General features: G+C 40.4%; 4 protein-coding genes. All 4 read left to right on the top strand.

Features of this window, described 5'->3' with window-relative positions:
• Positions 1 to 11 precede the first annotated feature (11 nt).
• Genes MFF31_RS23260 through MFF31_RS23245 form a run of 4 tightly spaced genes read left to right on the top strand, consistent with a single transcriptional unit; the run spans position 12 to position 15,605 of the window.
• Positions 12 to 7,685 (top strand): SDR family NAD(P)-dependent oxidoreductase, encoded by a 7,674-nt coding sequence (locus MFF31_RS23260; RefSeq protein WP_238191453.1) that lies wholly within the window; start codon positions 12 to 14, stop codon positions 7,683 to 7,685.
• Positions 7,686 to 7,687: 2 nt separating this feature from the next.
• Positions 7,688 to 11,674 (top strand): type I polyketide synthase, encoded by a 3,987-nt coding sequence (locus MFF31_RS23255; RefSeq protein WP_238191452.1) that lies wholly within the window; start codon positions 7,688 to 7,690, stop codon positions 11,672 to 11,674.
• Between the two features lie 41 nt (positions 11,675 to 11,715).
• Positions 11,716 to 13,650, top strand: a complete 1,935-nt coding sequence (locus tag MFF31_RS23250) for a carbamoyltransferase C-terminal domain-containing protein (RefSeq protein ID WP_238191451.1) — start codon at positions 11,716 to 11,718, stop codon at positions 13,648 to 13,650.
• Positions 13,651 to 13,676: 26 nt separating this feature from the next.
• The gene (locus MFF31_RS23245; RefSeq protein ID WP_238191450.1) at positions 13,677 to 15,605 is read left to right on the top strand and encodes a carbamoyltransferase C-terminal domain-containing protein; all 1,929 of its coding nucleotides are present in this window, start codon (positions 13,677 to 13,679) and stop codon (positions 15,603 to 15,605) included.
• The last annotated feature ends 5 nt before the right edge of the window (positions 15,606 to 15,610 follow it).

Below are 15,610 nucleotides of genomic sequence, written 5' to 3'. Positions count from 1 at the left end.
TTGGGGTGAATATGAAATCGAACAAGTTGGATATAAGCAAGCTGCGGCTTAAGAGCCAAGATGAACTTTCTACAGTAGCAATTAAAGAAGTGACAAATCAAGATATGGCCATTGTTGGTATTCATACAAACTTCCCAATGGCAACGGATACGGATGAATTTTGGGAAAATATTATAAATGGGATAAGTTGCGTTACAACGTTTCCCGAAAAGAGAAGTAAGGATGCAGAGTGCTTTGTACAGTTTTCCAATAAGTATGATCAATCCATTCCATATGCCAAGGGGGCTTTTTTAGAAAGCATAGATGAATTTGACCATTCTTTTTTTAATATACCTCCCAAAGAAGCACTCTTGATGAACCCGCGCCAACGCTTGTTTTTGGAAGCTGCATGGAGTGTTATTGAAGATTGTGGATACAGCCCTGAGCAGATTTCTGGAAGCCATACAGGTGTGTACGTTGGTCATATCGGTGATGTGGAAGGTTATCTGTATCGTGAAATGATACAAGAGATTGATCCATCATTATTGCCAGCTTCTATGCCAGGTAATTTATCTTCTATCATTGCTAGTAGAATATCGTATTTACTTAACCTCAAGGGACCAAGTATGACGGTGGATACGGCATGTTCCTCTTCCTTAGTAGCAGTTGATTTGGCTTGTCAGGCACTCCGAAGAGGGGAGTGCGAGATGGCTATTGTTGGAGCTGTTCGGGTTAATTTAATTCCGCATGATAGAGAGTTTCTAAAGCTTGGGATCGAGTCATCGGATGATGAGACACGAGCATTTGATGGACAGGCAGATGGCTCTGGCATGGGAGAAGGCGTAGCTGCCATAATGCTGAAACCATTGAATAAGGCGAAACGAGATAAAGACCATATCTATTGTGTCATTAAAGGCAGTGCTACCAATCAAGATGGAGCTTCAATGGGAATAACAGCACCTAACCCTTCAGCGCAAACAGATGTGTTAATGAAAGCTTGGAAAAATGCAGGCATTGATCCTTCAACTCTCTCTTATATTGAAACACATGGTACTGGCACGAAGTTAGGCGATCCTATTGAAATCGAAGGAATCGTAAATGCCTTCAAAAATTTCACAGACAAACAGCAGTTTTGCGCAATTGGTTCTGTCAAAACGAATATCGGGCATCTATATGACTGTGCAGGATTGGCTGGAATAATTAAAGGAGCATTAGCGCTAAAAAACAAGGTTATTCCGCCTAACCTTCATTTTAATATTCCCAATAACCGAATTCCGTTTATAGACTCTCCGGTATATGTGAACACGGCAGCGAAGCAATGGGATAATGAACAATCACCACGGCGCTGCGCAGTGAGCTCCTTTGGATTATCAGGCACGAATTGTCATGTCGTTTTGGAAGAGTATGACGAACTAACGGAAAACGTGGATCTGAATCTAAATACTACGGTACAACCTGCTTTGTTTATTTTATCAGCAAAAAGCGAAAAGTCATTGATTCAACTCATTAGTCGATTCAGTGAACATTTCGCCAAAAATAAACAACGTTCATTTTCTGATATTTGCTACACGTTAGCTACAGGGCGTGATCATCATCCAGTTAGGCTTGTTATTATGGCCAATGATCTAGAAGATGCAATAATTAAAATCCAGCTGCTAGTTGGCAAACCGATTAATAGTCAGGCTTACCCATGGCTTGTATACAGTGAAAATGAAGAAGAAGCAGCGGACAAAAATAGTTTGACAGAGCAGGCAAATAAACTGCTTGTACAGTACCAGTCTGGAATGGAGAAAAGTCGTTTTGAATTGCTCATGCAACTTGCCGCATTGTATACGGCAGGTGCAACCATTGCGTGGAATCGATTGTTTCACGGCAGTAATGCGAAGCGGGTTAGCCTTCCTAGTTATGCATTTGAACGGAAGCGTTGTTGGATCACTATTCCAGATAAAATAAATAAGGAAAACGCAGCATTGTTTTATAAGATGGAATGGTCTCCAGAGATTGCTGAAGAGACGGTGTTATCATTCCAAGGTGAAACGATACTCATCATGGGTAATTGGGTACAGTTAGTGAAACGGCTTACTGAGGCGGGCGCTCGATGCATTGAAGTAAAACAAGCTAAAACATATGAGATGCTAAGTCCTATGTCTTATACCGTAGGGGAATCGGAAGAAGATTACATAAAACTGATTGAAGAAGTTAAACATCTAGAAATTACTAGAGTGCTTCATATGTTCGCACTGAATCAGTCTTCGGCAATAACAACGGTGGGAGAGTTGGAATACAATCAAAACTTCGGTGTGTATAGTTTGTTCAATCTGACAAAAGCGATAATAAAAAGTCGGATTGGTCACAAAGTCGATATGCTGATTGTGGCTGATTGTGTGAACCAGGTATCTGGTACAGAAAGGTGTATAAAGCCAGAAAACGCAACAATCTTTGGAGTTGGCAAAGTCATTGGCATCGAGTATCCCAATCTCCTATGCAGGGCGATTGATCTTGATGAGTTTGCAACTGAAAATGATGTAATCGCAGAAATGAAGAAGAAAAAAGATACGTATCAAATCGCTTTTAGAAATGGCATACGATATGTAGAGCATATGAAGGAAGCATTTATAAAGCCTGAGGCAAACAGCCAATTAGTTGTAAAAGATAAAGGAGTTTATATCATTACTGGCGGAGCAGGAAACTTGGGGCTCCTCATGGCGAAACATCTTGCTTCGAAAGGGAACGTCAATCTTGCGTTAATCAATCGTACACCTGTACCTGAACAGAGCGAATGGGCAGATGTTTTGTCCAACAATGACGGATCTGCACTGTATACGAAGATTAAGGCGTTGCAGGACATCATTCAAATGGGTGCCCATGTCGAGTGCATCACCATCGATGTAACTTCATTAGATTCTATGAGCGATATTACGGATAAATTGCGACAGAAATTCGGGAAAATTAACGGTGTTATTCATGCGGCGGGTGTTGCTGGCAAAGGGTTTCTCGTCAGAAAAGAAACCAATCAGTTCCACAATGTATTATCGCCTAAAGTAATGGGAACTTGGATATTAGATCAAGTTACAAAAGAGGATCATCTTGATTTTTTTGTTCTATTCTCATCTGGTGTAGCGCTTAGCGGTGAAATGGGACAAGGGGACTACACAGCCGCAAACTGTTATTTAGATAGTTTTGCCAGCTATAGAAGGATGATGGGGAAACATGCGTTGTCTATCAATTGGGTCGTATGGGAAGGCGCTAGAATGGCAGAGGGGAAAAGCTCTGCGATCGACGGGGTATTTAAAGTATTGCCGCATTCGCAGGCTTTACATGCTTTCGATAGGGTAATCGCAAATGACGATTCACGTATTTTAATAGGCGAGCTTAATACGGAAAGTCATGACAGTTTGGAATTGTTTAGCAAGGATGCTGCCTTCCGTCTGCCAGAAAAAATGGCTTATATTATAAAGAACAATCTGATGCAGCGTGAAAGAAACAGTTACAGTCAGAATGCTGCTAGAAACGATACGGAAGTGAAATTGGTAGGAAGCAACAAGGGCAGTTATTCCGAAATTGAAAAGAAGCTGGCTCATTTATACCGAGAAGTTTTAGGATATGAAGAACTTAGCATTCACGATAGCTTTTTTGAATTAGGCGGGGACTCGGTCCAACTTCATCGCTTGCATAAATTGGTAGACACCCAGTTTCCTAAAAAGTCTTCTATAGCTGATTTATTCGCATATTCATCGATTTCTAAGCTGGCAGGTTTTTTGAATCGACAAGATGAGGGTGGAGCAAGCAAGAAGAAAGAAGTAGGGCAAAGGCATTTAAAGGAGAATTGGGATGATGATATTGCCATAATCGGCATGTCTGCTCAATTTCCTGGTGCATCTTCAATCGAAGAATATTGGATCAATGTCCAAAATGCAGTGGATTGTATGCAGCCGATTCCCTCAGAAAGACGGGCATTTATGGATGAGCATTTGGCCTATACAGGGCAAGCAGCTACCTCAGAAACGAAGTATATGGAAATAGGATATTTGGAAAACATTGATCATTTTGATTATCGGTTTTTCAAAATATCGCCAAAGGAAGCGAATTTAACGGACCCATGTCAAAGATTGTTTATGCAATCTGCATGGAATGCGATAGAGGATGCAGGGTACGGAGGAGATAAGCTTCGCGGCAGCCGCACTGGCATTTATGTCGGATTCGCCAATGTTATACGTGATTCTTATCAGAAGTTATTGACGGATATTGATCCTGTTCTTATGTCAGAGTCGATAGTTGGCAACGTGTCAGCTATGATGCCTAGCCGAATATCGCATTTACTTGATTTAAAAGGACCAACAATGGTTGTGGACACAGCCTGTTCGTCATCTCTTATTGCCGTTCATACGGCAAGTAATGCGATCAGGAATGGCGATTGTGATGCAGCAATAGTAGGGGGAATGAAGCTGTTTCTCATTCCTGTCGACCATGAGCACAATAAAATTGGAATTGAGTCAAAGGATGGAAAAACGAGAGCATTTGATGCCTATTCCGATGGTTCAGGCGTAGGTGAAGGATCAGGCGTTATTTTCATAAAATCACTGCGCAAGGCAAAGGCGGATCAAGATCGTATTTACGCAGTCATTAAGGGAAGCGCTATAAATCATGACGGTACGTCAATAGGGATTACGGCGCCAAACCCGCAAGCGCAAACAGATGTTATTTTACACGCATGGGAAAAGGCTGGTATACATCCTGAGTCCATTGCTTTCATTGAAACGCATGGCACAGGAACCGAGCTTGGCGATCCAATCGAAATTAGTGGTTTAACACATGCGATGGAAGCATACACAGACAAAAAACAGTTCTGTGCTATAGGATCGGTCAAGTCGAATATCGGGCATCTAAATGAGGCAGCAGGAATGGCTTCTATTATTAAGACTGTGTTGTCGGTAAAAAATAGAGTCATACCGCCCACGATGTATTTCCAAACGCCGAATCCAAAAATTGATTTTTACGATTCTCCTCTGTTTATCAATACACATTTGAAAAAGTGGGAGGTCGCAGATCAGCCAATGAGGGGAGCAATTAGCTCTTTTGGCTTGAGTGGAACGAACTGTCATATGATCATTGAAGAATACAACGAATTCGAAGCGGAGTCGGTGGCATATTCGGACGATTCGCAAGTACATATTTTCACACTTTCCGCTATTAGTATGGCTTCTCTTCAGAGATTGCTGCATCGTTATGCTGAACTTCTGACTTCGGACTACGCAGAGAAGTTAGCTGACATTTGTTATACAGCCAACACTGGTAGAGGTCATTATAATTGCCGTATCGCATTTATAGTTAAAGACATTTCAGAGCTAAAAGGAAAAATCAGCTTAGTGCTGGAGTCCAGCAACTACAAAGAGCTATCATCTGATGGCATTTATTATAGCTATCATAGAGCTGTTAGTGATCAACGTTTGGTTAAAAATGAAGGCGACTTAACTGAAAGCGAGAAAAATAGTCTCAATGAAGCCGCTCATGCTGCTGTACGATCCTGTTCAAATTCAAAAATACCTGATTTTTACATGGAAAAAATTATAAACTTATATATCGACGGGGCTGACATCGATTGGGAGCTGTTGTACGAAGCTAATCATTATATGAAAGTACATCTTCCTGTATATCCGTTCGAGCCTACTAAATGTTGGGTTGATATACCGAAAAGGGCAGTTGAACTAAGCTCAACAACCCGACCTGCAACCTTCACGATGAGTTGGAAAAGACAAGATCGATTGGAACAGAATTTTAATAGCAATCAGCATGGTATTACTGTTGTTCTTCTGGAGAAACACAGCTGGTCGGGGCAACTGGTAGAGATACTTAAACAATCTGGAAAGCAAGTTTTGGAGATTGTTATTCCGGAACTAGCAGTTAAAGAAGATGCAGCTGTAGAAGAAAGGCGAGTACTTCATTATTTTTCGGAATGTTTATGCTCGATTAGAGAAAAGCGGGTTGCGCAAATTATTCATTGTGGGACTTTAAAGCAATCGGATGTAACGGCCATTGAACATTTGGAAGCAAGTCAAAGTAGGGGCGTCATTAGTTTGTTTCTATTTATGAAGGCCTATATGGAATGTGGGTTTGAAGGTGGAACAGAAGTAATCCTCCTATCGGAAAATGTTAATCGAGTGACCGGAGATGAACAAGTCTTAAGGCCGGAACATGCTACCTTATTTGGTTTAGGCAAAATATTGCCTAAGGAATACGCTAATGTAAGATGCCGCATTATTGATATGGACGAAGGAATGAAGCTGGATGAATTAGTAAAGGAACTGCATGTTAACGACTATACTCAAGCAGTGGCTTATCGAAATGGTCAGCGATTTGTGGAAATTTTTGATGAATATTCGGAATTGTATCAGGCGGATGCTGCCACTAGTGGAGATGCTTTTTCCGTAACGAATGATGGTGTCTATATTATAACTGGCGGAACTGGCGGCATTGGGCTAGAAATGGCAAAGCTGCTAGCGTCGAAGGGGAAAATCAAACTTGTATTAGTTAATCGTTCAGCTATGGCAGATCGGATCAGTTGGGATACAATATTGGATCAAGCTTCTGATCGTCAGCTATGCGAGAAAATTATTGATATTAAGCAGATGGAAGAAAAGGGCTGTAGCGTAATCTGTTATCAGGCCGATGTATCGAAAGCTGACCAAACGGCAGCTATGCTTGAGGAGATTCGATCTCGATATGGGGCGATAAAAGGAATTGTCCATGGCGCGGGCATTGCCACTACTGAATCGATTGCCGAGAAGAGTTTGAACACATTTATAGAAGGTTTTCGTGCCAAAGTATATGGAACATGGCTGTTGAATGAACTGACAGCAGAAGATAATCTTGAATTTTTCCTTATGTTTTCTTCTGTGGCTACAATGTTTGGGACGGCATTTCAGAGCGATTATGTAGCTGCAAACTGTTACCTGGATGCATATTCTGATTTGAGGTCTAAGGATGGGCGCAAACAACTTACGATCAATTGGACCACTTGGAGGGACAAAGGAATGGCTTCCAATCATAACTTCCAAGTAGATACTATTTTCAAAAGCATTGCCCCATCCTATGCGATGGAGGTTTTGGAACAATCATGGGGCACATCGTTGACGCGTGTCCTAATCGGAGAATTAAATCTCGAAAGCAAAATGGTGCATTGGCTGAACAACTACGGCATTCAGTTGTCGGACAAAGTAAAGGCAAGACTAGAAAGCGTTCAAAAACCTTTGAAATATATGAAGCAGGCAAAACCTTCTTTCGATGTAGACAGCGAGGTTAAGTTAATTGGAAGTGAATTTAGCGATTATAGAGAAACAGAGCAGGAGATTGCACAAGTTTGTAGAGAGGTATTAGGTTTTGATGAAATAGACATTCATGAAAACTTTTTTGAAATGGGTGCAGATTCACTCATTATTAAACAAATTGACCAGCAACTAAAAAAACGTCATCGCTGGGAAGTGACGGTCACGGACTTGTTCGAATATCCAACAGTATATAAATTATCACGATTTATTCAACAAAAACGTGACGGAAATCAAGGTGTCGTGAAGGTGGGAGCGGCGCAGTTAACCAATCAAGAGATTAGTTTGGATGAGAAGCTGAACCGTATTTTTAATGAGCTGGACGAAGGAACTTTGAGTATCGATCAGGTGCTTCAGAATCTAGGTAACTCAAAAGAGGGATGAGAATGGAGAAAGCTTACAAATATCTCGTAGAAGGCGTTCAACAGAAAAAAATCGACAGGCAGGTAGCTATCGATTTGATCAAGCTGCTTGAACATGAGGATCAACGAGACGATGGGGATATTGCGATTATTGGAATGGCTGCAAAACTTCCTTCTGTAGATGACTTACAGGAATATTGGGAGATCATCGAAAGCGGAGTGGATTGCATCACAGATTTCCCCCCTTCTAGAAGTTATGATATATCCCGCTATCTTGCGTTTAAAGGGTTGCCTGAAGAAGAAATTCGATATAACAAAAGTGCATATCTTTATGAAATTGATAAATTTGATTATAAATTTTTTAAGTTGTCACCAAAGGAAGCTAGTCTCATGGATCCTTGCCAAAGAATTTTCCTTGAAACGAGTTGGCAGGCAATTGAAGATGCCGGCTACGGCGGAAACAAATTGCAAGGGACAAATACAGGTGTATATGTGGGTTATGCCAGCAATTTGAGAGATATGTATGCCAAACTCATCGAAGATACGGATGCCAGCGCTTTATCTATTGGACTTGTTGGCAATTTGACGGCTGTTATTCCTAGTAGAATCTCCTATTTACTAGATTTGAAAGGTGCAAGCATGGTCGTTGATACCGCATGTTCATCGTCACTTGTTGCCATTGACTTAGCCTGTCAAGCTATTCGCAATAAAGGATGTGAGCTTGCAATCGCGGGAGGTATTAATATTAATACCGTCCCGCTGAATAAGGCTTATATGCAAACCGGAATTGAGTCGTCCGATGGCATCTCTCGGACATTCGATGAACATGCCGAAGGGTCGGGTGTAGGAGAGGGTGTTGGAGCTCTCGTATTAAAGCCGCTAAGTAAAGCATTAAAGGATAAAGACCACGTGTATGCTGTCATTAAAGGCAGTGCAACCAACCAGGATGGCAAAGCTGCAGGTATTACAGCACCTAATCCACAGGCGCAAAGAGATGTCATCTTGAAGGCTTGGGAAAACGCTGGAATCGATCCGGAATCCATAGCTTATATTGAAACACATGGTACAGGCACGAGTTTGGGAGATCCGATTGAAATTCAAGGCATTCAGTCTGCATTTCGAAAGCATACAACAAAAAATCAGTTTTGTGCTGTAAGCTCAGTCAAAACAAATATTGGCCACTCAAGCGAAGCGGCGGGCATCGTAAGTGTATTCAAAGCAATAATGGCGCTTAGAACAAAGCAGCTTCCCCCATCGATTCACTTCAATGTGCCGAATAGATCCATTGCGTTTGAGGAATCGCCAGTGTATGTCAATACGAAACTACGGCCTTGGCCTGCTGGAGATCAGCCTCGACGATGCGGTGTCAGTGCTTTTGGAATTAGCGGGACGAACTGTCATCTCATTTTGGAGGAAGCACCTGATTTAGATGACGTGAGAGCTGAGGGGAAATGCCCAGGATTGTTTGCGATATCAGCGAAATCTCAAGAAGCGCTGCACATCTTAGTACATGAGTATGCAGCATACCTTGCTTCTAACAAATTGTGCAGTTTAGACGAGCTTTGTTATACAGCTAACACGGGAAGAGGACATTATTCCCATCGTTTGGCGATCCTTGCAGAAAGTGCAGAAGATTTGGCCAGCAAGTTGGCTACTGTCAGCTTTGATGAAAACGGACCATATTATTACGGCTATCATCGGGTTGTTGATTCCAAGAAGGAAAGATTGGGTCTCGGTGACCTGCCTTTAAGGGAACAAGAACTGTTAAGTGCAGAAGTAGCGACTTATATGATCAACTATCGAAGCGATCTGTCGAGGGAACATTTGGCGCACATTTGCGAGCTGTATATAAAAGGGGCCGAAATAGATTGGGAGTTTTTGTATGGAGCTGAAAAACCGAAGAAATTGCCGTTGCCCGTTTACCCGTTTGAACGCAGCAAATGTTGGGTAGATGTTCCGGAAAAAGGTTATGTAGGGGAACAAGAAACAAAAAGCGATCTCTTCTACGCCATTAATTGGATTTCAGAGCCTATGAAGGAAAACACCAGATTGGTACGTGTAGATGAAGTACTTGTTATTAAAGAGGGAAATAGTCCTGTTTATGTAGATGAATTAATAGCGAAACTTCAAGCACAAGGCAAAAGAGTCATAGAAGTTACAATAGGATCTGCTTATGTACGAATGAAAAACGACAGTTACACGATTTCTTTGACAGAAGCAGATTACAATCAATTATTTGCGGAGATGAGCAAACGAAATATTACGCATATTGTTCATATTTGCGGGTTGTCAAATCGCAGCGGCATCAGTTCCTTAACTGAACTAGAGTCGAGTCAATCAACAGGGGTATTTAGTTTATTTCATTTAACTAGAGCCATCTTAAAAAATGAGATAAACACGAAGATGCATCTTCTTCTGCTTGTATCCAATCTTAATGCGGTTACAGGCGAAGAGGAGTGGATTCGCCCAGAATATGCACCGCTTGTAGGACTTGGAAAAGTAGTTTCTCAGGAATATACTCATCTAGTTTGCAAAGCGATCGATGTAGATGACCACGTATCCGTTGATAACATTGTAGTGGAAATGGAACGTTTTACAGACCAGTACCAAGTATCCTATCGCAATGGACTTCGATATGTTGAAGAGTTTGGGCCCATTAATCCGGATCAATATACGCCAATGGATATTACTATTAAAGATACTGGCGTGTACATCATTACTGGAGGTACAGGCGGGATAGGGCTCGAAACGGCCAAATACGTAGCTTCAAAAAATAATGCAACTATTTTGTTGATTAGTCGGCGTTTCCCAATGCGGAGCGAGTGGGAGTCCATTTTAAAAAGCGGAACTGAGCAAGAATGGATAGTGAAAATACAGACTATTCAACAAATCGAATCTATGGGTTCAACAATCATCGTTGCCAATGCAGATGTTTCTGACATGAAAACGATGGAATCAATACTGAATGGGATACGGGGACAGTTCGGACGGATTAATGGTGTGTTCCATGGAGCGGGCATAGCAGGAGCTGGATATTTATTCAATAAAGATATTGGCGTATTCGAAAGTGTTATCCATGCTAAAGTGACCGGAACTTGGATAATCGACAAGCTTACCCAAATAGATAAACTTGATTTCTTCGTCATGCATTCTTCAGGTGTTGCATTAGTTGGGGAGGCGGGGCAAGGAGATTATGTCGCGGGCAACGCTTATATGGATGCTTTTGCCGCTTACCGAAGAAAAAACAATCATCATGCGCTGGCAGTAAATTGGGTTTCATGGAAAGAAGCTGGCATGTCTGTAAAGTTTGGAATCAATGTAGATTCTTTTTATAAAGCGATTGCTACAGATTATGCGATTCAAGGTTTGGATACCGTATTAAACCGGAATATATCGAATGTTTTGATCGGAGAAATAAACGAGAGTCCAGACTATTTATCTCTGTTCCACGCACTGCCATTTAACTTAACCGCAGAGTTATGGGAACATATTAACCGGTTGATGAACGGAAAAGTAAATAACATTGAAAACGCAGTTGTATCTAATGGCAATTTTGATTCTGCAATGATTAATAAAGGGAAGCTGATCGTCCTTCCAAAAGGGAAACATGCTACGGGAGTGGTCAAGCCAGCTCATGTGACATTAAAAGGGAAAGGAGAAGAGGATTACAACAAAACAGAACATGATATCGCCAAAATATTTTCAGAAATACTCGGTTATCCAGAGATTGATATCCACGATAGTTTGTTTGAACTAGGCGGCGACTCGTTGCTGTTAATGAGAATTCACAAATTGGTTGATGAAAAATATGCTGACGTCGTAAGTGTTACGGACATGTTCGAATATCCTTCAGTTCATAAACTTGCATCTTTTATAAATAATCGGGACGAGCCTATCGAAGAAATGTTGCCTGTCAAAGATATCCGTCAAGAAGCTAGAGATATATTTGAGAAACTGGCAACTGGTTCATTAAGTCTGGAAGACGCTTTAAGCGATATCGAAGGTTTATAGAAGAACGAAAGGAAGCAGTAAAACTGAGAGGGAGTGATGATATGCGGGATGGATACTATTTATCAACCTATATTAACATTGATGAGTATTGTCATGTATTTGATATTCAAGATAGACATGATTTTAATATATCCCTTTATTTGAAAGAAAAAGATCAAGTGACGCTGGTGCACTTTTGGGAATTAGAACGGATTACCGGATTTAAACAACATCATTTTTCCTTCCTGAATACAGAACATGCTATTGAATTTATTAATGGGCTGTTAGCTACTTATCAGTTAACTATCGATGATATGGTTGAAGTTTGGGGAACTCCAAAAATATCGACGGTAGACGACTACCATCCTGTGCCTGAACAACCGGAGTATGCGTATCACGGAATGTGGCATCTGTTTTCTGGAATAATGCTGCATACGGACATTTTTCAAAATGAACAAATATTAGCTCTTGCCGTAGACGGCGGCCCTGAGTTCAATGTGGCTCCATCTTCAGCAGAACATACGAAATACTTTTACCCGGGCTGTTATGTGAATAAAGGTGAAATTACTTACTTCCCTGCACATTCACCAGGGCAACTGTGGACATATGCTTCTATGAGGTATGTCATGCGTGAAGGGTCATTGATGGCTCTCGGAAGCGCAATTGAATTTCAAAATGTTAAAAGCTACGTCCGCGATTCTTTGTTCTTATTCAAAAAAGGGTCGGATTATGAAATTTGTTCGCAACTAAATCTATTTTTTAACGAGGTAGAAGAAGATTTTTATAACTTGCATCCATCAGCTTTAAATAGCCAATTTACTTATGAGGAAAACAAAATAGCTTATGTCATGAATGTTATTCAAGAAATATCCAAGGTAATTATGGAAAAAAACGTAGAAAGAGCGATTGCTCAATTTGGAATAAATCCTGAACATATGCACCTCTCCTTAACTGGCGGGTTTGCACTAAACTGCCCAACGAACTCGTATTTAATGAACAAATTTAAGTTTAAAAGTTTCATTGCCCCTCCTTGCGTAAACGATTGCGGCATGTCGCTTGGCATTGCATTGTATGCTTTCTATAAAAAAGCAGGCAAATTCCATTTTAACTTTGAGAATGCCTATTATGGGGACAACGATGATTCACTATCTGAACTACTACAAGCATATGAACCATTTGTAAAAAAGGAAAGCAGGTTTGATGCTGGACAATTTCTAGTTGATATTCAAAATGGGCCTATCTGCTGGTTCAACAATCGTTCGGAGGTTGGTCCACGTGCTTTGGGGAACAGAAGTTTGATTGCTGACCCGAGAAACTCGGAAGCAAAAGACAAATTAAATGTCATTAAAGAACGTGAATGGTGGCGTCCGGTCGCACCATTAATTATGGAGGAATATCAGAATGAATGGTTTATAGAAGATTTACCTTCGCCGTACATGCTTCAGACTTCGACGATTAAAAAAGAGCAAGCAGCAAAAGTACCAGCCATCTTGCATTTGGATCGATCATCTAGAATTCAAACGGTCAATGGCAGAGACAACAGCGACTTATATGAACTACTGAGCATATTTAATAAGGAAACGGGAGTGCCGATCCTTTGCAATACTTCATTGAATGACAGGGGTGAGCCTATTATTAATAAGCTTGAGGAAGCGTTCAACTTTGCTCTAAGAAAAAAAATAGAAGTGGTTTATTTTAATAAAACAAGAATTGAGTTCCATCAATTTGACGAGTACAAGGTGCAGGAGTCAGAGCCAAGAATGAGGGGTACATTTATATTCAAAAACCGTTATACAGATTTAATTTATCGTAGATTCAACCCATTTAAGCTAGATAAAAAATATTTTGGGTTTGCGATATTTTTTCCTGAGATTACGGAGATGTTGAAAGCAGGGCAAGAAGACGAAGTGGACAAATTCCTATTTGAGAGATCGAAAGACATGGGTCTGAAATATGAGACGCTTAAGAAAAACATCATGATTAGTTCACAGCCCTAAACTAATACTATTTAAGGAGTGTTCGTATGCGGGATGGATATTATTTATCCGTTTATATTACCATCGATGAATATAGACATATATTTAATATAAAGAATAGACATGACTATAATATTTCCCTTTATTTAAAGGAAAATGACGATGTAACATTGGTACATTTCTGGGAGCTTGAACGTATTACAGGATTTAAACAACATGACTCCGCTTTTTTGAACACGGAACATGCTGTGGAGTTTATTAATCAATTGCTGGCTGTATACCAGTTAACAGTCGATGATATGGTGGAAATATGGGGTTCTCCTAGAATTTCAACTGTTGATGACTATCATCCCGTTCCTGAACAACCAGATTATGCTTATCACGGAATATGGCATCTTTTCTCAGGAATTATGTTGCATTCGAATACGTTTAAACATGAGCAGATACTGGCATTTGCCGTCGATGGCGGTCCTGAATTCAACACGGACCCAGATTCTGAAGAGTACGCTAAATATTATTATCCAGGTTGTTATGTAGATAAAGGGAAAATCACTTATTTACCAGCTTATTCACCTGGCCCATTATGGGGATATGCCTCCAAAAAGTATGACATGCGTGAAGGATCTTTAATGGCACTAGGTAGTGCAATTGATATTAAACATGAAAAAAATTATATGAATGACTCCTTATTTCTCCTAAAGACAGACACACGCTCATATCAAACGTATATCCAGCTAAGTTCATTGTTTAACGAAATAGAAGCAGACTTTGACAAGCAACCTCCCTCAGCTATTCATCCTGATTTCACCTATGAAGAAAATAAAATAGCTTTTGTCATGCATGCCATTCAACATATTTCTAAAGCTATTATGGAGAAAAATGTAGAAAATGCAATTCGTGAGCTAGGAATAGATACCGAAAAAACACATCTGTCTTTAACAGGTGGCTTCGCCCTTAATTGCCCAACCAATTCGCATTTGATGAATAAATACAAATTTAAAAGTTTTATCGCGCCCCCATGCGTCAATGACTCGGGTATGTCATTAGGTATTGCTCTGTATGCTTTTTATAAAAAGGTTGGACAATTCAATTTCAACTTTGAAAATGCGTATTACGGTGACAATGATCATACTCTTCATGAGCTTATGTCGGACTATCAATCGTTTGTTAAGAGGGAAGACAGTTTTCATCCGGAGCAATTTCTCATCGATATTCAGCAAGGGCCCATCTGCTGGTTCAATAATCGTTCAGAAGTTGGTCCTCGTGCACTAGGGAACAGAAGTTTGCTCGCAGATCCTAGAAATCCGGAAGCCAAACATAAGTTAAACATTATAAAGGAACGGGAATGGTGGCGTCCTGTTGCGCCGCTGGTTATGGAAGAACATCAGAAAGAATGGTTTGTTGAAGATTTGCCTTCACCTTACATGCTCCAGACATCTACGATTAAAGAGGATCAAGCAGCAAAAGTACCAGCCATTCTACACTTGGATCGTTCTTCAAGAATTCAGACTGTAAATGAAAGAGACAATAAAGATTTGTATGAGCTGCTTCATATTTTCAATAACGAAACGGGAGTTCCTATTCTTTGCAATACATCACTTAATGATAAAGGAGAGCCTATTATTAACAAACTTGAAGAGGCGATTAACTTTGCATTAAGAAAAAAAATTTCAGTGGTTTATTTTAATAAAAAAAGAATCGAATTGCATCATTTTGAAGAGTATCACAAACAGTCGCCAGAGCCGCGTTTACGGGATCAATTTATGAGGGAAAACAGGTACACAAAACTGTTGCATAATCGGTTTAATCCACACAACCTAAACAAAATATATTTTGGCTTCGCTTATTATTATCCTGAAATTGTGCCGTTGCTGGAGCAGGGGTTAACAAGTGAAGTGAAAAGTCTACTTCAAAAAAAGTTTTCTGAAATGGATTTGAATTATGAAGTAATGTTACCTAATTGTGAGGGTCTTTAACTTTT

Origin of the sequence: Paenibacillus sp. L3-i20 (assembly GCF_022180385.2) — a bacterium.
In the GTDB taxonomy this organism is placed as follows: Bacteria; Bacillota; Bacilli; order Paenibacillales; family Paenibacillaceae; genus Pristimantibacillus.
Note: the sequence above shows the minus strand (reverse complement) of the source record. Positions and strands in the feature narration are given on the sequence as shown.